This is a genomic window from Nitrosopumilus cobalaminigenes (assembly GCF_013407145.1).
In the GTDB taxonomy this organism is placed as follows: Archaea; Thermoproteota; Nitrososphaeria; order Nitrososphaerales; family Nitrosopumilaceae; genus Nitrosopumilus; species Nitrosopumilus cobalaminigenes.
Map to the genome: position 1 here is coordinate 1,003,600 of NZ_CP026993.1, position 24,297 is coordinate 1,027,896.

The 24,297-nt window shown below is 33.3% G+C and carries 25 protein-coding genes and 1 tRNA gene; 16 read left to right on the forward strand and 10 right to left on the reverse strand.

The annotated features are described in order from the left end of the window. Window positions 1-10: 10 nt before the first annotated feature. Genes C5F47_RS06215 through C5F47_RS06240 form a run of 6 tightly spaced genes read left to right on the forward strand, consistent with a single transcriptional unit; the run spans window position 11 to window position 5,258 of the window. Window positions 11-808, forward strand: coding sequence for a hypothetical protein (locus tag C5F47_RS06215; RefSeq protein WP_179360241.1), 798 nt, complete (start codon window positions 11-13; stop codon window positions 806-808). Between the two features lie 43 nt (window positions 809-851). Continuing rightward, window positions 852-2,060 (forward strand): KAP family P-loop NTPase fold protein, encoded by a 1,209-nt coding sequence (locus C5F47_RS06220; protein ID WP_179360242.1) that lies wholly within the window; start codon window positions 852-854, stop codon window positions 2,058-2,060. A 60-nt stretch (window positions 2,061-2,120) separates the two neighbouring features. Next, window positions 2,121-2,297 (forward strand): hypothetical protein, encoded by a 177-nt coding sequence (locus tag C5F47_RS06225; protein WP_179360243.1) that lies wholly within the window; start codon window positions 2,121-2,123, stop codon window positions 2,295-2,297. Then, window positions 2,294-3,709, forward strand: a complete 1,416-nt coding sequence (locus tag C5F47_RS06230; protein ID WP_179360244.1) for a zinc metalloprotease — start codon at window positions 2,294-2,296, stop codon at window positions 3,707-3,709. The genes C5F47_RS06225 and C5F47_RS06230 overlap by 4 nt, the downstream gene beginning before the upstream one ends. Window positions 3,710-3,752: 43 nt before the next feature. Next, on the forward strand, window positions 3,753-4,787 hold the full coding sequence (locus C5F47_RS06235) for a hypothetical protein (RefSeq protein ID WP_179360245.1): 1,035 nt from the start codon (window positions 3,753-3,755) through the stop codon (window positions 4,785-4,787). A 54-nt stretch (window positions 4,788-4,841) separates the two neighbouring features. Beyond that, complete coding sequence (locus tag C5F47_RS06240) at window positions 4,842-5,258, forward strand: hypothetical protein (RefSeq protein WP_179360246.1); 417 nt, start codon at window positions 4,842-4,844, stop codon at window positions 5,256-5,258. A 38-nt stretch (window positions 5,259-5,296) separates the two neighbouring features. Here the strand turns inward: C5F47_RS06240 and C5F47_RS06245 are convergent, their stop codons facing one another. Beyond that, entirely contained in the window at window positions 5,297-5,518 is a 222-nt protein-coding gene (locus tag C5F47_RS06245) for a hypothetical protein (RefSeq protein WP_179360247.1), read from the reverse strand. Between the two features lie 99 nt (window positions 5,519-5,617). On the opposite strand from C5F47_RS06245, the gene C5F47_RS06250 reads away from it, so the two are divergent. Together C5F47_RS06250 and C5F47_RS06255 are read left to right on the forward strand one after the other, a co-directional pair. Continuing rightward, window positions 5,618-5,785 (forward strand): preprotein translocase subunit Sec61beta, encoded by a 168-nt coding sequence (locus C5F47_RS06250; RefSeq protein WP_179360248.1) that lies wholly within the window; start codon window positions 5,618-5,620, stop codon window positions 5,783-5,785. 7 nt (window positions 5,786-5,792) lie between these two features. Then, window positions 5,793-7,541 carry a DUF2070 family protein gene (locus C5F47_RS06255; RefSeq protein ID WP_179360249.1) on the forward strand — a complete coding sequence of 583 codons (1,749 nt, stop codon included), beginning with the start codon at window positions 5,793-5,795 and terminating at the stop codon, window positions 7,539-7,541. Here C5F47_RS06255 and C5F47_RS06260 read toward each other — a convergent pair. Next, entirely contained in the window at window positions 7,525-8,178 is a 654-nt protein-coding gene (locus tag C5F47_RS06260) for a hypothetical protein (RefSeq protein WP_179360250.1), read from the reverse strand. The genes C5F47_RS06255 and C5F47_RS06260 overlap by 17 nt on opposite strands. A gap of 82 nt (window positions 8,179-8,260) precedes the next feature. Between C5F47_RS06260 and C5F47_RS06265 the strand changes: the two genes are divergently transcribed. After that, window positions 8,261-10,714 carry an ABC transporter substrate-binding protein gene (locus C5F47_RS06265; RefSeq protein WP_179360251.1) on the forward strand — a complete coding sequence of 818 codons (2,454 nt, stop codon included), beginning with the start codon at window positions 8,261-8,263 and terminating at the stop codon, window positions 10,712-10,714. Here C5F47_RS06265 and C5F47_RS06270 read toward each other — a convergent pair. The 4 genes from C5F47_RS06270 to C5F47_RS06285 form a co-directional block, all read right to left on the reverse strand. Further along, window positions 10,711-11,202: a DUF367 family protein gene (locus tag C5F47_RS06270; RefSeq protein WP_179360252.1), complete on the reverse strand. Its 492-nt coding sequence runs from the start codon at window positions 11,200-11,202 to the stop codon at window positions 10,711-10,713. The genes C5F47_RS06265 and C5F47_RS06270 overlap by 4 nt on opposite strands. Window positions 11,203-11,236: 34 nt before the next feature. After that, window positions 11,237-14,512 (reverse strand): lamin tail domain-containing protein, encoded by a 3,276-nt coding sequence (locus C5F47_RS06275; RefSeq protein ID WP_179360253.1) that lies wholly within the window; start codon window positions 14,510-14,512, stop codon window positions 11,237-11,239. A 137-nt stretch (window positions 14,513-14,649) separates the two neighbouring features. Beyond that, window positions 14,650-14,895 carry a hypothetical protein gene (locus C5F47_RS06280; protein ID WP_179360254.1) on the reverse strand — a complete coding sequence of 82 codons (246 nt, stop codon included), beginning with the start codon at window positions 14,893-14,895 and terminating at the stop codon, window positions 14,650-14,652. Window positions 14,896-15,037: 142 nt separating this feature from the next. Continuing rightward, a tRNA-Pro gene (locus C5F47_RS06285) sits at window positions 15,038-15,114 on the reverse strand. Window positions 15,115-15,186: 72 nt separating this feature from the next. Between C5F47_RS06285 and map the strand changes: the two genes are divergently transcribed. After that, a complete protein-coding gene (gene map / locus C5F47_RS06290; protein ID WP_179360255.1) occupies window positions 15,187-16,083 on the forward strand; it encodes a type II methionyl aminopeptidase in 897 nt (298 codons plus the stop codon). 138 nt (window positions 16,084-16,221) lie between these two features. Here the strand turns inward: map and C5F47_RS06295 are convergent, their stop codons facing one another. After that, window positions 16,222-16,404, reverse strand: a complete 183-nt coding sequence (locus tag C5F47_RS06295; RefSeq protein ID WP_179360256.1) for a hypothetical protein — start codon at window positions 16,402-16,404, stop codon at window positions 16,222-16,224. Beyond that, window positions 16,401-17,522 (reverse strand): DUF1512 domain-containing protein, encoded by a 1,122-nt coding sequence (locus C5F47_RS06300; RefSeq protein WP_218841251.1) that lies wholly within the window; start codon window positions 17,520-17,522, stop codon window positions 16,401-16,403. Before C5F47_RS06300 ends, C5F47_RS06295 begins: the two co-directional genes overlap by 4 nt. Before the next feature lie 145 nt (window positions 17,523-17,667). Between C5F47_RS06300 and C5F47_RS06305 the strand changes: the two genes are divergently transcribed. Then, complete coding sequence (locus C5F47_RS06305) at window positions 17,668-18,228, forward strand: TATA-box-binding protein (RefSeq protein ID WP_179360258.1); 561 nt, start codon at window positions 17,668-17,670, stop codon at window positions 18,226-18,228. A 50-nt stretch (window positions 18,229-18,278) separates the two neighbouring features. On the opposite strand, the gene C5F47_RS06310 is transcribed toward C5F47_RS06305, so the two are convergent. Together C5F47_RS06310 and C5F47_RS06315 are read right to left on the reverse strand one after the other, a co-directional pair. Beyond that, a complete protein-coding gene (locus C5F47_RS06310; protein WP_179360259.1) occupies window positions 18,279-18,608 on the reverse strand; it encodes a tRNA-binding protein in 330 nt (109 codons plus the stop codon). 40 nt (window positions 18,609-18,648) lie between these two features. Then, window positions 18,649-18,846 (reverse strand): hypothetical protein, encoded by a 198-nt coding sequence (locus C5F47_RS06315; RefSeq protein ID WP_246271049.1) that lies wholly within the window; start codon window positions 18,844-18,846, stop codon window positions 18,649-18,651. A gap of 174 nt (window positions 18,847-19,020) precedes the next feature. Between C5F47_RS06315 and C5F47_RS06320 the strand changes: the two genes are divergently transcribed. From C5F47_RS06320 to cofH, 5 genes are read left to right on the forward strand one after another with little or no spacing between them, the layout of a single operon-like run. Then, window positions 19,021-19,437 carry a type II toxin-antitoxin system RatA family toxin gene (locus C5F47_RS06320; protein WP_179360261.1) on the forward strand — a complete coding sequence of 139 codons (417 nt, stop codon included), beginning with the start codon at window positions 19,021-19,023 and terminating at the stop codon, window positions 19,435-19,437. 5 nt (window positions 19,438-19,442) lie between these two features. Next, a complete protein-coding gene (locus C5F47_RS06325) occupies window positions 19,443-20,651 on the forward strand; it encodes a glycosyltransferase family 2 protein (RefSeq protein ID WP_179360262.1) in 1,209 nt (402 codons plus the stop codon). Window positions 20,652-20,689: 38 nt separating this feature from the next. Then, the gene (locus C5F47_RS06330; RefSeq protein WP_179360263.1) at window positions 20,690-21,832 is read left to right on the forward strand and encodes a S1C family serine protease; all 1,143 of its coding nucleotides are present in this window, start codon (window positions 20,690-20,692) and stop codon (window positions 21,830-21,832) included. Window positions 21,833-21,874: 42 nt separating this feature from the next. Then, window positions 21,875-23,044, forward strand: coding sequence for a 7,8-didemethyl-8-hydroxy-5-deazariboflavin synthase subunit CofG (gene cofG, locus C5F47_RS06335; protein WP_179360264.1), 1,170 nt, complete (start codon window positions 21,875-21,877; stop codon window positions 23,042-23,044). Beyond that, entirely contained in the window at window positions 23,041-24,297 is a 1,257-nt protein-coding gene (gene cofH, locus C5F47_RS06340) for a 5-amino-6-(D-ribitylamino)uracil--L-tyrosine 4-hydroxyphenyl transferase CofH (RefSeq protein ID WP_179360265.1), read from the forward strand. The genes cofG and cofH overlap by 4 nt, the downstream gene beginning before the upstream one ends.

The window sequence follows — 24,297 nt, forward strand, 5'->3', positions numbered from 1 at the left end:
ATATGAAAATATGAATAAACAAAGTATTGGGATTTTTTTAATTGTATTAGGGTGTGTTTTGGTCACGACAGGATTGATGGTAGTTTTGACATCAACAAATTATGCTCAAACAACAAATGCTGAATCTTCAGAAAACATCAGACCAATTGAATTTACAACTTTAGAATATGTTTCAGGAGATCCTGAAAATCCAACTAAAATTCAATTAAAAGTTGTTTTTTCAACATTATATGATTTTGCGGTTAATAATAAAATTGATTATGTCTTCCAAGCAAAGGTTTCTGGACCAGAAGCAATAGAACGAATTCTAATATTTTTTATGATTCCCAAGGGGGATTATTCAGGTATTAATGAATCAAACATCATTGCTACTTTTGAACAAGAAAAAGAAGAAGATAGTGCAGTAGAGCTTTTTGAAAAAGGTTCAATGAATGATGGTTCAATTCTTTTTGAAAGGACTGGATTTATCACATTCCCAATTGAACATGGATTATCATTATATCCTATCACGATTGGAACGCACGGAGAGTTTGCCCCATTGGATAAAATGGAAAATATTGTTGAAATTAAACCTTCAACGGTTATTAAAAATGCAGAAGCCAATGAAATGATTGTAGAATCATTCTCACAACAAAATATTTTTTCTATACAGCAAATTGGGTTGGCTGTCTTAGGGTTATCAGGAGTTCCATTTGGAATAGGCACGTCATTAATTTTATCTGTAAAAAATCAAAAACATATTGAATTAGTGATGGATGATCTAGCAAGCAAAATTGTTGAAAAAGTAAATAATTCTAAAAACTTTTGAGTATAGACAATACGCTTAAGTTCATAGTTCTTTGAAAAGGCATATGGAAAATAGATGGTCATTAATTAAATCAATTTCAGATGAACCTACAGGAGAAACAAAATATCTTGGAATTGGTGACGTTTGTAATACTCTTGTAAATTATATTCAATCAGAAAAAATTGTAACGCCCATGTCTATTGCCATTCATGGTCAATGGGGCAGTGGTAAAACTAATCTGTTAAAGGCTTTACAAAAAAATCTACATGAAAATAAAACTAAAGTAGTTTATTTTGATGCATGGAAACATGAATCAGGCAACCCTTCTGTGGCATTAGTTGGAAAAATCATGAAAGAATTATCAGGAGATACCACCATGATAAAAAATGTTGTCAAATTAGCAGCTGATGCATTGATTAGAAAAACATTAGACATGCAATTAGATGAAGTGGCAAATAGATTATCTGAAGGAATGGAAGCATCAGAATCATTATCTGAAGTATTAGAAAAAAAAATTAATCGAGAAATTGGAGATGATAAAAAATTGATAGTCCTAATAGATGATTTAGATAGATGTGATATTGAAAATACATTACAAATTTTATCGTTGTTGAAATTATTTTTAGATATTAAGAATTGTGTTTGTATTGCTGCAATTGATTTTCATAGAGTAGAGCAAGCTTGGTTTTCAAAATATGGTATTAAAGAAGCAGAAGAATCTGAATTAAAAAAAGAGGGAAGACAGTATTTAGAAAAAATATTTCAAATACGCGTACCCATCCCTCATCCAAGAAATGAACAAAAATTTGAATATATTGAAAATTTAATGAAAGATGTACCTAGAGAGTATCTCGACTTGTTTGTAAAATTTGGTCCTTCAAATCCTAGAGCAATAAAACGTACAATAAATCTGATTTCGTATAGAAGTATTTTATGCACATCAGATGATAAAGAAATGACAGCTTTCATTTGGACATTGTTAGATGAGAATTTTGGATCTAAAGAACTGATTAAAGTATATGATAAATTTGAATCCGAAGGAGGATTCATTCAAGTGATTGATGGAATACAAACAGATGGCAATAGATTTCAAAATACAATGAGCTCAGTACATAGACCTCAAAATTGTAAAATAAAATTTCAGAGCATGGGAAACATTTTGGAGTTTTTCAAGACAACTTCAGGTATGTTTAGAGAGATGACATCACCTAAGGGTTCCATAGTGAAAGATTTTAGCAAATTGTATTCATCTACTAAACAATTGCAAGATTAGATTCAAATCTCTTTTGAAAACAGCCAACATGCTTAAGTCAATTAATTTTTTAAAATAGTCATGGGAAAATGTCAATGCCAAGAATGCCGATGTGAAGAAAAAATAGACATCCTTGATGAACATAGACATGGACAAGAAATCAATTTAGCAAAGTTAAGAGGCAAACCTGAACCTCAACATTTGTGTTGTCAAAGATGTAAAGCAGGTCAGCATTGGAAACAGGAATTTAAAAAATGAGATTTATAATAATTATTGCAATAGCATTTGTTTTGTTAATTCCATTATTTGCAATTCCTACATTTCAACAAGAAGCATTTGCAAAGGCAGATTATGGTCTTAGTTATTCACAACATAAATTTTCAAACCAACCTATAGTGTGCATCTATGAACCAAATGTTCCTAATGCCAGAGATGTAATTGTGGAATCTTGGATTAAAGAAACAGTTCTAGGAGTTGAAAGTTGGCAACATGATTTAGCAGCATCAGAATACAATCTTAAAGACAGATGGAATATTCACACACAAGTAATTTCATTAGAAGACCAAGTCTTCTTTGATAACAAAGATTGCGATGTTGAGATTAGATTTGTAAAACTAGACCCAAACTATACAGCAGCAGGATGGCACATATTTCAAAATGGTAAAAGTCAGATTAGTCTAGTATATACTGAAACTGAAGTTTGCAGGACATGGATTGAAGGAAACATCAGATATACTGAATGGTGTTACAAAGATGATCTAGTTCGCTCTAAAGCATTAGGCAATACTGCAACACATGAATTTGGTCATGCAATTAGTTTAGGACATTACACATCTGATAATCCATATGAAAATGCAGAGTGGAGTTCAGATCCTGTACGCAGTCCATCTGTAATGACTGAAGCAGTTCATTACAATGAAGAAAAAAACAAAATTCGCCCCATTGATATTAACAAAGTCAAAGAAATCTATGGAGGAGAAGGATTTGGAGAACCAAAACAAACAACTCCTCAAAATAGCCCTGTTTTTGAAAGTAAAACTCTAGGAGGATTTGAATCCCTATTCACTTTAGAATCTACATACTACAAAGAACCAGGAAATACATACTATCTTACAATAAGTGGCAAAGTAACAGAAAAGGCATATTCCAAAGGACAAAACATTCTACTAACAACTACATTTCCAGACGGACATGATGAAGAACAAAAAGTTCTAGCTGTTGGCAGTAGAAACTTTGCAACTCAGATGAGAGTAGATTCTTCTGCTGAAACTGGTAAGTATACAATTTCTGCAAGATACATGGGATATGATAGTGAGACCATAACTTTTAGCATTCTTGATGCATCTGAAAAACCAATTCCAAAGGCAATTCCCAAAGTAACACCAGAGCCAAAAGAAATCAAATCACTACCCACATGGTTAAAAAATAATGTAAAGTGGTGGTCTCAAGGCTCAATTGATGACCAATCATTTACTCAAGGAATTGAATATCTAATTTCAGATGGAATAATCAACGTTCCAATTACTGAAAAAACAGTTAGTCAAACAGATGAAATTCCATTATGGGTTAGAACAAATGCCAATTGGTGGGCAGAAGGAATGATTACAGATTCTGATTTTGTTAAAGGGATTGAATATTTAGTGAACAGTGGAATAATTCAGGTAAAATAATGAAGTTTGAAATAATTATTGTAAAAATAGAGTGTGAAAAATAATGGGAATTTTTTCAAGAAAGAAAAAACCAACAAAAGATGAGGAAAAAGAACTTGAATTAGCACATGAAGAATTAAAAAAATACAAACAGAAAATTAAAGAAAATGAGGACGAGGAAAAAATTACTCTAAAAAGAAAACCTAAAGAAAAAAACACAATAAAAAAGGAATCTCAAGACAGTGGGAAAAGTACAGATGAGGTAGCAGCAGCGTACAAGCCAGAACATCCTCTCAAAAAATTTCAATATGCGTTAACTTTAGAAAGATGGCAAAAATATCAACAGTCCTTAGAGTTATTTTTAGAATTAGAAGACACGCTTGAACAATCCAAAATTGAAGGGATTGATTTGTGGGAAGTTAAAATGAAAATCCCCGTACTGCATTCTAAAATGGGCAATGATCAAAAAGCATTAACACGGATTTTCTCATATTGTAATTCCATGAACAATTACACGATTGAAGATAAAATGAAAATAAAAAAACTAATTCAAACAGAAAAAGAATTTAAAAAATTTTATACAAATTCTGATTTTCAAAATTCAGTACACATACTAAAATCCATTATACCTGAATCTGAATTTTCTGAAGAAGAGCAAGTAGAAGAGCAAGTAGAAGAGCAAGTTCGTGTAAATCTAGATTCATGGGCATATCATTGCCTAGAAGATGCAAAATACATCATAAGAAAACATCATACAGATTACGATACTGCAGAATTTTTTTCAAATACAACATATAGATTGTTTCCACAAACAGATAGACCAAATGCGTATGGATATATCGAACTTGAACCAAATTCAAATCATTTCAACATTGGAATTCACGAAATTCTCTTGGAACAAAACTCACAAAATGAAAGAATGCTTGTGATTGTTTTAGTTCATGAGTTACTTCACGCAATTCACGATAGAGAAGGTTGGGAACACGATAAAATCAATCCACTTGAGAGAAAACTTGCAAATTTGGCAGGTTATTTTGATGCATTAATTGAGATGGAGAATCTAGCAATTAGTGGAAGAATGCATTTCTGTAACGAATAGACTGATTTCAAATTACAATACGCTTAAGTTCATAGAGAATTGTGATAATTATTCATGAAAACCATGTTCGTAGGAGTAATCGTAGTTGCAATAATCATGCTAGTTGTTCTTTTGATTGTAGTGGCTTCACAACAAATGCAAATTAATGAAATTAACAGACAAGATATTCTAGAAGTAGAATTGACCAAATGTAGTTTCATTATCGCTAATTCTAATCCATTTAGCATGGATTCACAAAATCAAGCAGAAATTGAATGGGAGAATTGTTTTACTGCCGCAATAGAGGAACATGGTAATGATGAACAAAAATTACAATGGGAAAATTCACAGGTGGAAAAACAACAAAACCAAGAAAACAAAAATGAAATGGCAATATTGATGATTCAGGATTGTAGACAAAAATACATTGGTCAAATTCAGGAAATGAATGATTGTCTTGATGATGTGGAATTTTTTAGATATATGCCTTGAGCCTTTATCAACTTTGAAAACTCCTTAGATTCTAAACGCTAATCATACACAATTCTAACATTTTCTAATTCAGGGATAACCTCGATTGTAGGCTTTACATCTTCAACCTTAATCTCTAGATCTTCTTCATTTTCCTCCAATTCACAGACATTTTCAATCAAATCTCGAAGCATTTCGGACTGACATTTACCCTCATTATTACAGACTTTGAGGAATAATTCTGCTGTTTTAGAGTCTAGTTTGGTGGATATGGTCCTCATATTCTCGAATAGACTTGAGTAGACTGGATCAAATGGTTTATGGGCAAAAAGTCTTAGCTTACAATAAAGTTTTTATGTTAAAATCCGTGTTGTCGAATTATGAGCAGCAATAAGAAATCAGCACCACTTCCAGCATCAAGTGGAGGTCTCATGAGGTTCTTTGAAGATGAGACGAAAGGATTCAAAATAGATCCAAAAATTGTAGTGTCAATTCCAATTAGCTTAATTGCTGTTTCATGGATAATCGATTTATTTTTTGCTCCGTGAAGAAACAATGGAAAAAGATCCAGACGATGTTTCAAATATACATAATAGATTTTCTCTTACTTTAGTCAACCCATCATCACATTATTTTTCATTAGTTGTATCATTAGTAGTTGCAACAGTAACAGTTCTTGCAACATATTTTGGGTATTTATTTAATTTTGGTTTTGATGAAAACTGGTATAGACTTCCTTTAGTTTTAGGAGTATTAGTCTTAACACAATTACTAGATACACAATTTACAAAGAAAAAAGAATATTCAAAGTCTCTCCATTCTTCACTTTTTGGAAATATGTTATGGACGGTGACTCTATTGATGGGAATTCTATCAAGCATAGTATTATCAAAAGAAATAGAATTATTTTTCATCGTATTTGGATTGCTATTATTTGCAAGTTTTAGAATTGGAATCTATACTACAACATTAGGAGTAAGTCTGAAAAAAGCATGGGCCATTTGTTTAATCCAACCTATGGCAATGTATTTGGTATTAATTCCACAAGAAATGTGGATTTCAGTACTAAGTGAACCTATTGGACTTGGATACGGTATATCATTTTTGATAATTGCTAGCATATGGTCATTTGTAACAGATAGGGCAGGAAGACCGGCAATGGAAAGTACACATAAAACAATTCAAGCATATTTGGCATCTCAAGGAAATGATTTTGCAGATGCAGAGGAACTTATGGAACAACGTTCAAGTGAAACCAAAGTATCTACAGCACAAATAAAATTTTCAGCACAAAATGGGCAAAAAGAATTCAGGATGGTATTACCAGAAATTCATCCAGGTCCATATCACCCAGTAGGAGGAAGCAACATTCCATATCTGATTTACAAAAATTTGTCATCTTCAGCAATGGTCATGCACAGTATTTCAGATCATGCATTAAATTTGCCATCAAGAAATGAGGTTAAAAAATATTTAAAAAATTTAGAAAATAGCAAAGTTACAGAAGAAGGAGTGAAATGTACAGAGCCAGTAACAGTTCAAATTAACAAAACTAGAGTTACAGGATTACTTTTTGGAAATAATCCATTATTGTTTTTGTCACGATCTCCACACGGAATGGAAGATATTCCAAGTTATATGAAAACGGAAATTGTTCAATATGCCAATAATAGAAACTATGGAAGAACAATGATTGTAGATTGTCATAATGCAATGGGGGAAGAAATTTCAAAAGAAGATGGTGAAGACATGCTAAAAGCAGCTAAATCATGTTTAGATACTCTGATTTCCAAAGAAAGTTTCCCAATTGAATTAGGTTATGCAAATACAGATGAGATGGATGTTTGGACAGAAGACTTAGGAATGGGAGGATTGGGAATTATTTGTCTAAAACTCAATGATAAAAAATATTTTCTTGGATGGGCAGATGCAAACAATATGGAAAATGGAGTTAGGGAAAAAATTATAGAGATTTTTGCAAAAAAAGATTATCAACTATTAGAAATTTGTACATCAGATACACACTATGCTCCAGTTAAAGCAAGAAATAGAAATGGATACTATCAGTTGGGCCTAATTACTAGTGCAGAAAAACTTGCAAAATGGTTCTTTGAAATTGCAAAAAATGCAGAAGCAAATACCATATCAACAAAATTTGAGATTTTAGAAAATGAAACTAATGTAAAAGTAATGGGACAGGGAATTTATGAAGATTATTCAAAGGCACTAGACAATTCATTAAAAATTACCAAGGGATTTGTGATTGGAGGAGTAGTGTTTTTTGTCACTAGTCTGTTCCTATAGTCTTCATTTGATCTATATTTCCATAAAATTCATCAATAAATGAAGCAAATTGGAAAATTGGGACTATTGGCACATTATCAATAAAATCAATTTTGTCCTGATATAATGTCACAATTACAGGTACAGCCATGGCTCCAGGAGTCTTTGAAACATAATGTTTTGTTCTCTCAACCTGTTTTTTGACAGCAGTAGATAGAGAAGACGCACTGTAGCGTTTCCAGTGTTTACAATCAATCAAGATTGCAATTCCAAGTCTAATTCCCACAACATCAATTTCCATCCTGGGTTTTGTAAGCATCATATTTTTTATTACTGCAAAATTCTTTTCAGACAAAATTGCTCCAGTCAATCCCTCAAAATCACGCCAGTCTAATGCAATTGAAATTTCATCTATAGGAAAACCTTTTTCCAGTAAAGCAACAGCAATTTTTAGTTTGTCTCCATCTTCAAAATAATAAAAATCATTTTCTAAATTTCCAATACCATTTTTAACAAATTCATCTAAAATTGTTTTAGAATCAGTAGAACTCATTTTTGTAACGACTGAGAAATCTTGCACAGATACACCACCAGGAATAATTCCTTGTAAACCAATTGTCATTTTTGGATGAATTTTCAATTGTAAGTTTTGAATCATATTAGAAATATAGGTTTTAGGAAATAATAACAATCAAGGTATTATGATATAGGTTTTATTACATGGCCTGAAAAGAATGATTATGAAAAAAATGCTAGTAATACTACTAGCTGTTTCAGCAATACCATTTTTACATAATGAATCATTTGGAGAGAGAAACACATTTTTTGATTCAGTAAAATTCATTCAATATCTAGATGAAAATACAGCATTAGAAGAAATAAGGAATGGAAATCTTGATGCGTATTATTATACAATTTCTCCAGACAGATTAGAAAACAATCAAGGAAGAGAAGGACTCCAAGTATTTGACTCTACAGGAGGCTCATATAGTATTCTAGTAAATCCATCAGAATCAGAAAATTTTAATCCATTTTCAGAAAAAGAGATAAGATTTGCTTTGAACTATTTGGTGGATAGAAAATTAATCGTAAATGAATTGATGGGAGGTTATGGGTCTCCAATCGTATCTTACTATAGTCCATCAGATCCAGAATTTCTTACAGTAGTCGAACAGCTTGAGACATTTAATTTCAAATACAATCCTTCATTTGCAGAAGAAACCATATCAAGAGTTCTAAAAGATAAAGGAGCAATCAAAAATGATGGAAAATGGGAAATCAACGGAAAATTAATTGAAATCACGATTTTTATCAGAAGTGATGATCCAGTAAGAAAATCAATTGGTGAAATCTTATCGGTAGAATTAGAAAATATTGGATTTACAGTTAAGAAAGATTTTGGGGATTTGAACAAAGCATTTGTTGTAGTTTATGGTTCAAACCCAGCAGAACAAAAATGGAGTCTTTACACAGAAGGATGGGGGCGCTCAGCATTTGTAAAATATGATTCAGTGGGTTTAGGACAAATGTATTCTCCGTGGTTTTCAAACATGCCAGGATTTAACGATCCTTCATACTGGAATTATGAAAATGAAAAGTTAGATGATTTAACTCAGAAAATTTACACCGGGGATTTTGAAACGTCTCTACAAAGAACTGAATTGATTCAAGACGCAGTTGTTGAAGGAGTAAATGAGTCAGTTAGGATTTTTTTGGCAAGTAAAGTTGATCAGTATGTAGTAAATGAAAAAGTCAGTGGAGTTGTAAATGATTTTGGAGCAGGAGTACCCAGTAGATTTACACCAATCAATGCACAAAATGACAATAATGAGTTAGTAATAGGAGTCAAACAAATCTACCAAGGGGCATGGAATCCAATTATGGGATTAACAGATAGTTATAGTAGGCATATTTGGGGAATCATATCAGATCCTGCAACATTCAAACATCCTTTTACAGGTGAAACTTTTCCAGTTAGAGCAGAATGGATAGTTGAAACAGACGGTCCAAATGAGAAAATAAACATTCCAAAAGAGGCTAAAATTTGGAATCCCAAATCACAGAAATGGGAAAACATTGGAAATAATTCTCAAGCAACTAGTAAAGTGATATTTGATTTTAAATTCAGTAACTGGCATAATGGAGAAAAAATGGATCTCAATGACATTTTACATTCATTATATTTTACAATTGAATGGGGAACACAAACAGATGATAACGATAAAACTTTTGACACCGAATTTACCCCAAGAGCTGCTCAAAGCATACAAACAATCAGAGGAATCAACATAGTTGATGAAAATACCATTGAGGTGTATGTGGACTATTGGCATTTTGATGAAGGGGAAATTGCAGAATGGGCAGCATTATGGAGTGTAGTCCCATGGGAAATTACTTCTGCAATGGAAAAAGCAGTTACAGATGGTAAAGTATCATTTTCAAGATCAGGCGCTACAAACAAGAATGTGAATTGGTTATCACTAATTATCCCTAATGATGCAAATACGATCAAAAGCAATTTGGAAGAATTCAAAAAAAATAATCACATCCCTAATTCATTAAAAGAAGAAAATCTAACATCAGAATATTATCAAAAAAGATATGATGCATCAATAGAATGGATTCAAAAAAATCAACATGCAGTCATTAGCAACGGTCCATTTTATTTAGAATCATATTCCCCAGAATCACGAACCATCAAAGTATCAGCATTTGAAGATAGCACTTATCCATACAAAAAAGGAGACTGGAACACATTTGAAAACGCAGAATTTCCAATTATTGATAAAATTACTATGAAAAAATCAATGCAACAAGGTGAAGAAATTAGCATAAAAATTGAAACAGTAAATGCAGATGAAATATTATATTTTTTGACAAATAGTCTTGGAGAAAAGATAGTATCAGAAACCAAAAAAGTGAATGAAGATAATGTAATCATTAAGATTTCAGCACAAGATTCTAAAAATCTAGGCATAGGTGCAAATAATATCAAAATATTTGCAATTTCAAACTCAGTATTGAAACCCGATTTTTATGAATCAACATTTATCATCACAGATAACAAAGTAGAGTTGCCAATTGCCAGCAATGAAAGTGTAGAATTTACTACAAACCAAATAAACTATTGGTTTTGGGCAATTCCAATTTCAATAATTATTGGAATCGTAATATACCTAAAGAAGAAAAATTAAACCAATCCATAATCTTTTAAAATTAATTCTATTTGTGATTCATTTTCTAGTTTAGAATATTCATCTAAAAGATTTTGATTAAGTTCATAGAATGTATGACCCCATTTGAATTTGTTAAGTAATTCTAAAGACTGTTCTTGAGAACCCAAAATGAATAATGATGCTGCTAGAGCCTCAACAGTAGTCAACTTGTTTAATTTAGAATAATTCACAGGGTTTCCAGCTAATAATGGAGGAAGTTTTCTTTTGATTCCAGCAAATTTTTTTGAAAAGGCTTGATCTGCAAGATTCCATGAACAATCAATTCCAATTATAGAATGGATTTTAGATTTGTCTTTTGGAAGTAATGTTTTTTCAGAAAATGGATCTAATACTAACCCTTTAGAGCCAATTTTTTTGATGTTTTGTGCAAGACCGAATTTGACCATTTTAGCAGCTGTACATTTTTTTGGGTCATCTTGATAGAACATTAAAACTTGTAATTTCATTTCAATTAAGAGAAAGTTGGGAAGTATTTTGAATTTACTCTAATGTCTTGTAGGTAACTTTATAATAAAATCTTGAAACTTGGTCGTCTTTTATCACTTCAACATTCCAATTTGCATCAGGTAGAAATTCTATTGAAGATTCTGGCAATATACTGAATTTCTCAAGACGTACATCAGGACCACTATATCTCACATTTAGACTAAGTCCATCAACTTCTACAACATCATAAATTTGTCCTTGTTTTCGAGTAGATTCACTAACTAAGCAGTCAGCATCAGGTCCAATAATGCAAATTCCAGTCACAGTTGATACTTTAAGATTAACTGCAGATTCATCCCCACGGATTGGGGTTACTAATGAACCAGAAATTACTCTAGGAGCAAGTTCCACATCATCAGTTTTTTTCTCTTCGGTGAATATCGGAATTACTTTTTCTGCGATTCTATTTTCTTTTTCAATTACAGTTTCTAATTTTGGAGTATATGGTTTTTCAATTACATTGAATTTCACTGAACTAGTTTCAAAATCGGCATCAACAGTAACTTCATAGGATCCAATTGCAGTCAATTTATCAGGAATTACATATTGATGTGTAAATGAACCAGAAGGACTAGGACGTATTGTTTTTACAGGTCCAGTGTTAGTTCCACAATAAAAAGAGCCACAAGTTATTTCAGTTTCTGCTTTTTTAATTACACTTACCTCAAATTTTTCTAAATACACAAGCTTTGAGGGTTTTCCAGAGATTACTACAACATCGCCAGGATAATATTCAGATTTGTCAGTACTCAATAGTAATGTCAAATCTATATCGCCGCCAAATGAAAAGTCATTGGCAACACTGAATCTAGATTCAGTTTGAGTATTCACATAATTGGCACGAATAATGTATTCACCTTCTTTGAAAAGAGTTGCAGGTAATTCGAATAGACTAGAAAAATCCCCACCTTGTTTTGGGTACACTGAAGATTGATGAATTTGCTTGTATGGCCAAGTACCATCAAGTACTTTGATGCTCACTCGTTCAGGTACAACTAATCCTTCATCACCTTGAATTCGTTTGATGACATTACCAACTACTTTGAGTTTTTCACCAGCCTTATACAGTGATTTTTCAGTAGTAACAAACAAAGGATTTGCAGATAGCGTATCATGTTCAGGATCTTTAGAAACCTTAAAGAAAAGATCAACATTATTGGAAGCGATTGCAACTTTGATCTTGTAAATACCATAATTGGATAATCTTACATCTCTACCTTCATCTACCTTTAATTTTTGTGGTTTTTCATAAATTGGCAATTTCCAATCCCATGAAAAACGTTGGTTTTCCACAGTAGCACCAGAGTCATATCTAGTGCCGCTAGGATTTGTTACTGTAATAGATACAGAATTATCACCAGTTGGGGGAAGTAATCCAGTTACATGTACAGTCTCACCTAGACCATACACTTCTTTATCAGTAGAAATTATTGCACTAGTTACATCAAGAGAATCCACAATAGTGAAAGTTTCAGTTTTCATATGAGAGCCATATTGTGATTTTACAACATAGTTTCCAGCAGTGAAAATATTTTTGCTTACATCCACATCCACAGAATATAATCCAGATGTTTCAGGAATAGCTGAAAAAGTATAACCAGTAACTACACCACCAGATGACAAACCACTATTTTTTCCTTGTGTAATAATTTCTAATGGTTGTCCATTTTCATGAGAGATGGAGACTTTGACTCCAGCACCAGTACCATAGCTTGAATTAGAATAAGGGTCTTCTACAAAACCAGCAATCCTGATAGTTTCTCCAAATTCATAAGTATCTTTGTCAGTTCTAACAGTCAGAGGTTCACTAACCTTGATGAAATTTTTAGGATCTTCTACGACAGGAATGACAACCTTTGCTGTACCAACATCTTGAGATACAGTAATTTTGTAAGTACCTAATCTATTCTTATGATCAGGTATAGTGAAAGTGTATTTGAATGAACCATCCCCTAAAATAGTAACACCATCAAGAATTTTAAAACCAGCATCACTGCCGGAGCCAGAAATAGTAGAAGTTTGTTTTGTTTGAAGAATTTCCAAGTTCAAATTACTAACAAAAACATGATTTAGTCTACCGTTGATAGTAACTTTATCGCCTAATCCATAAGCTTCTTTGTCAACCCATAGAGAAATTGGAACATCTTCTTTGAAATCCTCAACTACTTCAAATACAGTAATGGCAGATTTGTCAAAATACTCTGCAACAATTTCATATGTACCAAATTTAGGATCGACAGTTGTGAGAAAAACACTAGTGCTAAATTTACCATTTGTAGGATACAAGTTCCCATTAGAAATCAAATTGCCGCTAGAATCAGTTACAGTGAATTTCATTCCTTCAAATGGAATTATGTCTGTTGCAAATCCAGTTATCGATACAGTCTGTCCCGGTATGTATTGGGATCTATCAGTGATTACAGAAAATTCTTCATCTTGCATAATTGCTTGTTCAATTATTTCATATCCGACTGAAAAACTAGTACTAGTTGTTGTTCCAGCATAACTTACAGAAACATCATAAGTTCCTTCATTAATTCCAAGGACTTGATGTAAACTAAGAGTTGTTTTATAATTTAATTTAAGATCAGGATAAAGTGTTACAATTTTATCAAAATTGGGTCCATGAATCTCAACAACAATCTGTGCGGGTTGAAAGAAAGGTTTTTCAACAAATATTTTTTCAGAAACAGTTCCAGAAATTACAGCAACCTCACCAAACAAATATGCAGGTTTTTCAGATGAAACAGTTACATCTATTGTTTTAGATTCTTGAGTCTCTACCAACTTACCATTTGAAGAGCCAGCTGTAGATGTTACAAATTTCCAATCATCTACATTGTCAAAGTCATATCCATCATAGAGTCTCTGCCATGAAGTAAAATCATTTTTGATATCAGAGATAATAGGAGTTTTATCAATTACAATATTATTTGCATCTCGTAGTTCAACTGATTCATTTGCATCAGTGAACCAAACATTTTGATATGAATATGTCATAAATTGTCCAGGTTTTATTACAGTACCAAGTGGAATAGTCATTGTTTTCTTTAGAACGGTAGTAGATGCTATCTTCCATCCACTCATATCAATATCAGAATCAGTTGGATTGTACAGTTCAACCCATTCAGAAATAGATGTTGAATCATCTCCAGGAGGATTAATGTCGACTTCGTTAATTACAACATTGTCAGACGTCTGTGCATATGCAGGTATCAAAATTCCTGCAAATAGAAGTACAGAAAATACTAGCAATATGTTACGATTCATCGTGATTCCTGATTTGATTGCCTAATAGACTCATTTTAGAATGGGATTGAGGAAAAGTTGAGCTAATTGTTAAAGTCATATATCTTAAAACCATCAAAAGATATTACGACTTTTTAGTATTAAGGGGCACGAAGGAATTATTCTTCCAAATAGTCACATTTTGGGCATTTTTTATCAGTAATTTTAGAACCACATTCAACACATATTCCTTCAGGGAGGGCATTTGTGATGGATTGACGTCTTTTTTCAACATACAATTTGACTCCAAAAAATAACAACACCCCAATCAAAGCAGAATAATGAAACGGAACATACTGAGTAATTCCAAGCACAACTAGGAAAATACCTACAATTAAAACAATGTCACGTCTCTCAAATTTCATTAATCCCCAGCAGCCAAATTATTCATAAAAACATGCCGGAGCTCAGACTCAATTAGTTTACTTCATTTCAAAGTCATTACTCTAACTCTTCCTCATTGCTCGGCAGTTAGATTATGCAATGATTTGTTAATAAGATAATGAATGGTGGGATCGGCGAAATTTGAATTCGCGACCTCTGCGTCCCAAACGCAGAATCATACCAAGCTAGACCACGATCCCAGTAAAACCAAAGAATTGCCCAATTTAAGCTTCACAGATAATCATTTTAAAGGCAAATTTAGGATCGAAATTGTGCAGACAGAACAATACATCAAAGCTGGAAAAATTGCAGCTGAAGTCAGAGAAATGGTCAGAGTCAAAGACTGGATTGGTAAAACAGTTTTTGAGATATGTGAAGAAGTAGAAGGCGAAATAAAAAAACGAGGGGCAAAATGTGCATTTCCAGTAAATGCAAGTATAAATGAAATTGCAGCTCACTACACTGCAGAACCAGATGATCCTATCACGATTAAAGATACAGATTTAGTAAAAATTGATCTTGGTGCACAAATTGATGGGTACATTGCAGATACGGCAGTAACAGTATGTTATGATGCACAGTATGATGGACTAGTACAAGCTGCAGAAGAAGCATTAGGAAATGCAATGTCTATGATAAAGTCAGGGGTTAAAGCAAGTGACATTGGACGAACTATTGAAACAACAATTAAAAAAATGGGATTCAAACCAATTGCAAATCTCAGTGGTCATTCTTTAGAACAATATACAATACATGCAGGAAAATCAATTCCAAATATTTGGTCAATTGGCGGATTTTCACTTTCGGAAAATTCAGCATATGCTTGTGAACCATTTGTAACTACAGAGCAAGGAGGCGGTTTTGTTAGAAATGGGCAAATCAAAAACATTTTTGCAATAAATTCACGAAAGAAAACAAAGAATGCCGAAGCTGACAAACTCTTAGACTTCATTTGGGAGAATTGTAACATGCTTCCATTTGCATTAAGATGGCTTACAAAAGAATTGGAAGTAAAAGAAGCAAGAGAATTATTGGATTTTCTAGTAAAGAAAAAAGCAGTACAAGCATATCCAGTTCTAATAGAGGTAAACGAGCAAAGAGTTGCACAAGCAGAACACACGTTCATTCCAAATGAAACAGGTGTAACTGTCACAACAAAGGCCGAATGAAAATTTTCAGGAATGGTAAAATTTGAGTGAAGAAGTCAGTCCTTGCCCCAAATGCAAAGGATTCATGTTCAGAGAGCAAGGAGAAGCAGTATCATGGTTTTGTCCAACCTGTAATGTGAAATACAAAACAGAGTAAGATTATTGTTCTATAGTTTCGCCAAAGATTTTTTCAATTCTTGTCAACCCATCACAGGAATTACACTTTGAATTTTCTGCAAATAACACATCACCATCTTTGAATTTTCTCCTAGTCAGAGTACCACATTTAGTGCATTGCTCTACAGTATATTCAGTAGTAATTTTTTTCTTTGAAAATATCATTGTGGCACTCCTGATGTATTCCCTACTCCAATAATGACTACAGATTGACCTTCAGCGGTATTTTCACGAATCATTTCATGTACTTGTGAACGAACATCATCAGCAATGTCAGCAATTTCTTTAGTCATCAGTGTAATTGCCTCTTTAACAGATTGTTTAATGACAATAGAGAAAATTGGAATTTCTTTACTAGCAGCGATTGCTTCAATTTGGAATCGTTCTGTACCAATGCCACCTATTGCTGCACCAAATCCTTGAGCAATAGTTGCAGAATCCTCACCTTCCATTTTCAATGCAGCATCAATCATAATTATTGCATCAATTTTGTTTTCTGTGATGATTTTTTCTAATCCATCTGCAGGTCTTCCTACAGTTGAGCCAGGACCTTCAGCTTTTAAAAGATGCAAATGTCTATTTTCAAACTCAGTTTTCGCCCAAGATGTTTCCAGTGCAACTGTTTCTTTATTACAATCCAACATCATTTTTCCAACAATCATTGGACCAATTCCATCACCCACAGGTTGACCTGCTTTAAATGCAGGAATTGCTTCTTTCATTGCTTCTGCCTGCTCCATTATAAAAGGCAGAATCATTTGTAAAGGTAAAATCAACGGATAGTTGTTTTGTTTTTTCGCAGTCAAGAACATGTGATTGATGATTTTGTAAATCATTTGTAGCGAGGATGCAATTTCAAGTAATGTTTGGACTTTGGTTAATTCTATATCAGACATTTCAGGAGATAATGACTTTACATGATTTCTAGTATAGTCTTCTCTAGACCTAACTGTATGTCGTACTTTGTCAACAATCCCATTAGGATCCATATCAACTGGCATGATTGTAAAATAATCTAAAAATTTATCAATTTTTTTTACAGGATCTTCTTTTGGATTTAAATTATTTTTAATGTAATTGATTAGTTCAGTTCTGGATTCTTCTCTAAAACTATCTAATTTTTTGAGTCCTTTTTTGATTTCTCGTGAAGTAACAAACAATTGAATTTGTTGTCCATAAAACACAAAGAGGATTATCGGAAGAATCCAAACTAACATCATAAGCGGATTTGAATCATCACTCATCGAAAACAGCTGATCAAAATCAAAATTTGTAAAATTCACTAGAATCAAGATTTCTTAGAACCAAATTAAAGCATTCGTCCCAATTTTAGAGATCAGTGGACTAGTCAAAGTGTAGAAAATGTGTATTTGAGAGTGAATAATGGCGAGTGCTTTTATTATAGTTAAAATACAAAAAAAGCCGAATATGCCACAAACAAAACCTATCGTAAGTGTAGAAAATGTTGTAGCTTCAGCAGACGTAATGCAGAAGATGGATTTGAATGAAATTACTAGAACATTCCCAGATGTTGAATATCATCCGGATCAATTTCCAGGTCTAGTTTTCAGATTAAAAACTCCAAAGACAGCAACTTTGATTTTCACATCTGGTAAAATGGTATGTACTGGTTCAAAATCTGAAGAAATGGCCAGAAAAGCAGTAAAAACTGTAGTCCAGAAACTTCGAAAAGGAGGGATTAAAGTCAAAAAAGACGCAGTAGTAACAATCCAAAATATTGTTGCATCAATCAACCTAGGTGGAAAAATCCATTTAGAGCAAGCTGCAAGAACCCTACCAAGAAGTATGTATGAGCCAGAACAATTTCCAGGCCTCATTCACAGAATGCTAGATCCTAAGACAGTGATTTTGTTATTTTCATCAGGAAAACTTGTCTGTACGGGTGCTAAACAAGAACCAGATGTATATCGTTCTGTAAACAACTTACATGCATTACTAGAAGAGAAAGAATTAATGATTTATGACTAAATCATAAATCTAAAATCTATTTCCATTAATTTTTAATTTTAAAAAACTAGTTATTTTATTGGACTTCCCAATGGAATGTCTTCAGTTACAGTCAACCAAAAGGGTTTGTCATCAACATCAGCAGCTAACAGCATTGCATTTGATTCTACTCCAGCCATTTTTTTGGGTTCAAGATTTGCAAGTACAATAACTGTTTTTCCTACAATGTCTTCAGGTTGAAAATATTGTGCACCGCCAATAATTACTTCGCGCTGATCATCATTTCCCAAATCAATTTTACCTTTGATGATTCGTGATTTTCCCTCAATTGGTTCAGTTGCAATAATTTTTGCAACTCGAATATCTAACTTTGCAAAGTCATCATATGATACTGTAGACATGATTAATCGTAATTACTCCTGTTAAAATGAATTTCGAATGTCATTGTAAATCTTTTTTGTTTATCCCACTAGTTTCAATTTCATATCTTAATGCAGCAGGAATCTCCATGTATTTTTTATTCACCATTTCAATAATTTGATCTTCAGGGACATTTACTTTTTTCAATAATTTTCCTCGTTGATGCGCATATGCATTTTTCCAAAAACCAGCACCATCTAATGTTTCAATTTTTGGCATGTATTTTGTCGGTTTCATTTTCTTTTTAAATTTTAAGTGACTGTGACGGAAGAATGGCAAACGCCATTGGAACTGGAGTTAATGTTCCGGATTTTAGGCATGTTACCCATCACAGTCTATTTCAAATGTTGTTGGAATCTAATATATTTAATGCGGACTAAATGATTCTAGAGCATGGCTACAATCGAAGTAGAAGTTGAAATTGATGCAAGTATTGACAAAGTATGGGACGTTGTCTCAGATATAGACAATGAACCAAAATTTTGGAAGGGAACTAAAGAAGTCAGAAATATTTCAAAAGAAGGAGACACAGTTAACAGAGAAGTTACAATTGCTTTTAGAGATCAAAAATGTTTGCAACAAGTGAAAATCTTTCCTAAAGAGAAAATTCATGCAAAATTCACAAAAGGTATCATTGACGGTGAAAAAATAGTCTCATTGTCAGAGAAAAACGATAAAACTACACTTACCACGTTTTGGGACATTAGGTTAACTGGCATGATGGGGATGTTTACAGGCATGATTAAGAAGCATATCAAAAGTGGAACCGAGCAAGCCATGCAAAGCATCAAAGAAGAAATCGAGAGATAGGTTTCATGGATTTACTTGTAGACATTTTCAATTATTCATTAGCAGCAATTTTAATTGGAATTTGTGGGGCTTGGATATTTCTTATCAAATCAATGGTTGATTCTTTTAGATTGACACCATATTTGGATAAATTTGAAAACACATCAAAAACAAATCCCAAAGTCTCAATAATTCTTCCAGCAAGAAATGAAGAAGAATTTATCGGTAAATGCTTAGATTCTCTAACCAATCAAGATTATGAAAATTATGAAATCATCGTAATTGATGATTCATCAGTAGATGACACATGGAAAATAATTTCTGAATATGCAAAAAAACATTCCAATGTAATTCCAGTTTCTGCAAGACCTAAACCTGATGGATGGATGGGCAAAAACTGGGCATGCATGGAAGGTTACAATAAAGCAACGGGGGAATTGTTACTATTCACTGATGCAGATACCACTCATGCAAAAAATGTCATAACACTTGCTGTAACTCATTTGAACTCTTTTAATTTAGATGCATTGTCATCGATTCCAAAAATGCTAACATTTGATTTTTGGACAAACATCACACTGCCAATGATTTCTACATTTTTGCATACAAGATTTTCTGCATTAAATGTAAACAATCCAGCAAAAAAGACAGGGTATTTTTTTGGAAGTTTCTTTATTTTGAAAAAAACTACATATGAAGAAATTGGCATGCATGAAGGAGTAAAACACGAAATTATTGAAGATGGTGCATTAGGAAAAAAAGTCAAAGAGTCAGGATATAAAATGAAGATGGTTCGCGGTGAACACCTTATTGAGGCTATTTGGGCACGTGATAAGAGTACTTTGTGGAATGCGCTAAAGCGTCTAATGGTTCCATTGTATCTGCAAAGTGGAAAAATTGCAATTGGGATATTTTTTGCAATAGTATTTTTGTTATTTGTCCCATTTCCAATATTTGCATTTTCTGCCTCACTACCAATAGAATCTATTTCTGGAAAAGTAGTTTGTATCACATCAGCAATTGCATCAATTTTGATTTACATTGGTGCAATAATCGAAGTCAAAGTAGGACTAAAGTTAAAGTTGGCATATGCATTATTTGCACCACTAGGTAGTTTTGTAGTAGTATTGGGTTTTCTAAGTGGATTACTCCAAGCAAAGAGAACATCATCAGTCACTTGGAGAGGTAGAAGTTATTCCATGAAAGATCATTCTCAAAGTTCAATCAGTGTATAGCAAGCCTTTTAGATAGAAAATAGCGAATAAAAAATCTCATGGACAAATCAGGTGTGTTTGTAGGTGGGGTCATAGGAGCTGCCATAGTAATTGCCATTGTTGCAGTGTTGTTTATTCCTCCACCAGAATCACTAAAGCCAGAAATTTCTGTAACTAACGGACATTCGACTAACACAGTAGGGGAAGTAACTCCAATGTTTTCAAAGAGTTTGTCATTAATTGAAATTTTTGAAAAATCAGAGCCAGGTGTTGTCAGAGTGAATGTTCAAAGAGGCGAAACTGAAGACACATCAGGAGGAGTGGGTTCAGGATTTGTTTTTGATAAGAAAGGACACATAATTACAAATGCACATGTTGTCAAAAATGCAAACAAAGTAGTAGTTACTTTTCTTGATGGCAGATCATACAATGCAGACATTATTGGTACTGACGAGTATACAGATATTGCAGTAATCAAGGTTAACGCAGATTTAGTTTTACTTAATCCGTTATTAATCGGGGATTCTTCTAATCTCAAAGTGGGGGAAGGAATTGCAGCTATTGGAAATCCATTTGGGTTATCAGGCTCTATGACTTCAGGTATTGTTAGTCAACTAGGGAGATTACTCCCTTCAGGTTCAGGTTATCAAATACCTGACGTAATTCAAACAGATGCTGCAATCAACCCAGGTAATTCAGGAGGACCACTACTAAACATGCGCGGAGAAATTGTAGGAATTAATACAGCAATACAATCAGCAACAGGGGAATTTACAGGTGTAGGGTTTGCAATTCCATCACAAACAGTTGCGAAAATTGTTCCGACATTAGTTGAAACAGGAGAATACAAACACCCATGGATTGGAATTGCCGGCAGGGATATTGATCCAGACATGGCAAATGTCCTAAACCTAAAAGATGCAATTGGATTTCTAGTGATTACAGTTGTAGAGGACAGTCCAGCATTTAATGCAGGATTAATTGGTTCAAACAAAACAACTACAGTTGATGGAGTAAACTATCCAGTAGGAGGAGATGTGATTTTAGCAGTAGACGGCAATGAAGTTAGAAAAATTGACGATATTTTGATTCATCTGCAAAGGGTAAAATCAGTAGGAGATGAAATGGTTTTGGAAATTCTAAGGGACGGTAGAACAACAAATGTCACAATCATACTTGATGAAAGACCAAATGGAAATTAATCCAATACAAGCATAAATACTTCTTATCTAGAAATCCTTCTGTTGAACAATCTTGTCTTTGACTCTGAGAGTTTAAACAACATTTTAGAGAACAAAGAAGTATCTCGCCAAGAAGTAACTGAGATTTATCAAAAAGCAATGAACAATCCAAATGATCTATTTTCAGTCTCACAAAATTTAAGAAAAAAATTCAAAAAAGATTCAGTGACATTTTCTAAAAAAGCATTTTTCAATATTGTTAATTTATGTAAAGATACTTGTTCTTACTGTACTTACAAATCAGAGCCAGGAGAAGCAAAACTTTCTTTGATGTCAAAGCAGCAAATATCAGAATTATTACAACTTGCAAAGAAATACAGATGTACAGAAGCACTTTTTGTAACAGGAGAAGCACCTGAACAAAAATACCAAGAAGCAAGAGATTGGTTAAAAGAAAATGGATTCAAATCAACTGTAGAATATCTAATTCATTCCTCAGAGTTGGCATTAGAGACAGGATTATTCCCACACACAAACGCAGGAAATCTAAATTATGACGAGATGAAGGAATTAAAAAAAACCAATGTATCAATGGGAGTGATGCTTGAAAATGTTAGTGAAAGACTAACTGAAAAAGGAATGCCACATCATTTAGCAGCAAGTAAGAGACCAAAAGCAAGATTAGAAATTTTAGAAAACTCTGGGAAACTTGGAATTCCAATGACCACAGGCATTCTTGTAGGAATTGGAGAAACAATGGAGGAAATTATTGATTCATTATTAGCAATTAAACAACTAAACGACAAACATGGAAATATTCAGGAAGTAATTTTGCAAAACTTTCAACCAAAACCAGATACAAAGATGAAAGATGAGCCATCTGCAGATGAAAAATATTTCAAACTAGTTGTCGCATTATCTAGAATCATCATGCCACAAATGAATATTCAAATCCCTCCAAACCTATCACCAAAATCATATCAGAGTTTCTTAACTGTAGGAATTAATGACTGGGGAGGAATCTCCCCGTTAACACCTGATTTTGTAAATCCAGAATTTGCTTGGCCAGAAATTAAAAAAGTTGATGAATATTCCAAAAATGCAGGCTATGATTTAAAATGTAGATTCCCAGTATACCCAGAATACTTTTCTTTTATTAGCAAAGAGTTAAGAGATAAGATATCAATCATTGAAGATGAGGAAGGATTCGTAAAAGAGGAATATTGGAGATGACAATCAACATAGATTCACTTTTCAAAAATGCCGATCCTGTAGTAGCAAATATTCTCAATAACGCATTATCTGAAAAAGAGATATCATCTGAGGAAGGATTAGAATTATTCAAAGTCAACGGAATTGATTTCCACCTAGTAGGTCTAGTTGCAGACGAACTAAGAAGAAGAAGGGTAGGAGACACAGTATCATATGTAGTTAATAGAAATATCAATTTCACAAATGTCTGCATCAAACAATGTGGTTTTTGTGCATTTAGTAGAGACTTTAGAGAAGAAGAAGGATATTTCCTACCTAATGAAGAGATTGTACGCAGAGCAAAAGAGGCGCATCAGTTAGGAGCAACTGAAGTCTGCATTCAAGCAGGACTCCCACCAGACATGGAAGGAGATTTGTATGAGAAAATTTGCAGTGACATCAAAAAAGAGATTCCAGATATTCACATTCATGGATTTTCCCCTGAAGAAATTCTATATGGTGCCACTCGCTCCAATGTTTCAATTCCAGAATTTTTGAAAAGAATGAAAGAAGCAGGAGTCGATACACTTCCAGGAACATCAGCTGAGATTCTAGATCAAAAATTAAGAGACAAGATTTCGCCAGGAAGGATTAGCGTAGAGGATTGGGAGACAGTTATCAAAAGTGCCCACAAAATGGGAATCAATACAACCTCAACTATGATGTTTGGACATTTAGAAACACTGGAAGATAGAGTAAAACACATTGCAAGACTAAGGGAAATTCAGAAAGAAACAGGAGGATTTACAGAATTTGTTCCGTTGAACTTCATCCATACTGAAGCACCAATGTACAAACATGAACTACATGAAGGAATAAGACAAGGTGGAAGTGGAAATGATGTTTTACTTACCCACGCAGTCTCTAGAATAATGCTGAACAATTCCATAGATAATTTACAAATGTCATGGGTTAAGGAAGGGCAAAAAATGTCACAGCTTTTGCTAATGTGGGGTGCAAATGACTTTGGAGGAACTCTAATCAACGAAAGCATCTCAACTTCTGCGGGTTCAGAATACGGTCAATTACTAAAGCCTAAAGAAATTAGAAGAATGGTAAAAGAAATCGGAAGGGTACCAGCTGAGAGAAACACACACTATGAAATTCTAAAAAGATTTGATGGCGATGAAGAAGTCGAAGACAAGCTTGATACAGTTACAAATTCACAGTTTGGATCATATGTAGAATTGATAAAAATAAACAAATTCAATTATACAAATCCTAGGAAACAATAA

What these genes read in the sequence shown, in the direction of transcription:
- C5F47_RS06215 (WP_179360241.1), top strand. Translation starts at nt 11, where the DNA reads ATGAATAAACAAAGTATTGGGATTTTTTTAATTGTATTAGGGTGTGTT.
- C5F47_RS06220 (WP_179360242.1), top strand. Translation starts at nt 852, where the DNA reads ATGGAAAATAGATGGTCATTAATTAAATCAATTTCAGATGAACCTACA.
- C5F47_RS06225 (WP_179360243.1), top strand. Translation starts at nt 2,121, where the DNA reads ATGGGAAAATGTCAATGCCAAGAATGCCGATGTGAAGAAAAAATAGAC.
- C5F47_RS06230 (WP_179360244.1), top strand. Translation starts at nt 2,294, where the DNA reads ATGAGATTTATAATAATTATTGCAATAGCATTTGTTTTGTTAATTCCA.
- C5F47_RS06235 (WP_179360245.1), top strand. Translation starts at nt 3,753, where the DNA reads ATGGGAATTTTTTCAAGAAAGAAAAAACCAACAAAAGATGAGGAAAAA.
- C5F47_RS06240 (WP_179360246.1), top strand. Translation starts at nt 4,842, where the DNA reads ATGAAAACCATGTTCGTAGGAGTAATCGTAGTTGCAATAATCATGCTA.
- C5F47_RS06245 (WP_179360247.1), bottom strand. Translation starts at nt 5,518, where the DNA reads ATGAGGACCATATCCACCAAACTAGACTCTAAAACAGCAGAATTATTC.
- C5F47_RS06250 (WP_179360248.1), top strand. Translation starts at nt 5,618, where the DNA reads ATGAGCAGCAATAAGAAATCAGCACCACTTCCAGCATCAAGTGGAGGT.
- C5F47_RS06255 (WP_179360249.1), top strand. Translation starts at nt 5,793, where the DNA reads ATGGAAAAAGATCCAGACGATGTTTCAAATATACATAATAGATTTTCT.
- C5F47_RS06260 (WP_179360250.1), bottom strand. Translation starts at nt 8,178, where the DNA reads ATGATTCAAAACTTACAATTGAAAATTCATCCAAAAATGACAATTGGT.
- C5F47_RS06265 (WP_179360251.1), top strand. Translation starts at nt 8,261, where the DNA reads ATGAAAAAAATGCTAGTAATACTACTAGCTGTTTCAGCAATACCATTT.
- C5F47_RS06270 (WP_179360252.1), bottom strand. Translation starts at nt 11,202, where the DNA reads ATGAAATTACAAGTTTTAATGTTCTATCAAGATGACCCAAAAAAATGT.
- C5F47_RS06275 (WP_179360253.1), bottom strand. Translation starts at nt 14,512, where the DNA reads ATGAATCGTAACATATTGCTAGTATTTTCTGTACTTCTATTTGCAGGA.
- C5F47_RS06280 (WP_179360254.1), bottom strand. Translation starts at nt 14,895, where the DNA reads ATGAAATTTGAGAGACGTGACATTGTTTTAATTGTAGGTATTTTCCTA.
- C5F47_RS06295 (WP_179360256.1), bottom strand. Translation starts at nt 16,404, where the DNA reads ATGATATTTTCAAAGAAAAAAATTACTACTGAATATACTGTAGAGCAA.
- C5F47_RS06305 (WP_179360258.1), top strand. Translation starts at nt 17,668, where the DNA reads ATGCCACAAACAAAACCTATCGTAAGTGTAGAAAATGTTGTAGCTTCA.
- C5F47_RS06310 (WP_179360259.1), bottom strand. Translation starts at nt 18,608, where the DNA reads ATGTCTACAGTATCATATGATGACTTTGCAAAGTTAGATATTCGAGTT.
- C5F47_RS06315 (WP_246271049.1), bottom strand. Translation starts at nt 18,846, where the DNA reads ATGCCAAAAATTGAAACATTAGATGGTGCTGGTTTTTGGAAAAATGCA.
- C5F47_RS06320 (WP_179360261.1), top strand. Translation starts at nt 19,021, where the DNA reads ATGGCTACAATCGAAGTAGAAGTTGAAATTGATGCAAGTATTGACAAA.
- C5F47_RS06325 (WP_179360262.1), top strand. Translation starts at nt 19,443, where the DNA reads ATGGATTTACTTGTAGACATTTTCAATTATTCATTAGCAGCAATTTTA.
- C5F47_RS06330 (WP_179360263.1), top strand. Translation starts at nt 20,690, where the DNA reads ATGGACAAATCAGGTGTGTTTGTAGGTGGGGTCATAGGAGCTGCCATA.
- cofH (WP_179360265.1), top strand. Translation starts at nt 23,041, where the DNA reads ATGACAATCAACATAGATTCACTTTTCAAAAATGCCGATCCTGTAGTA.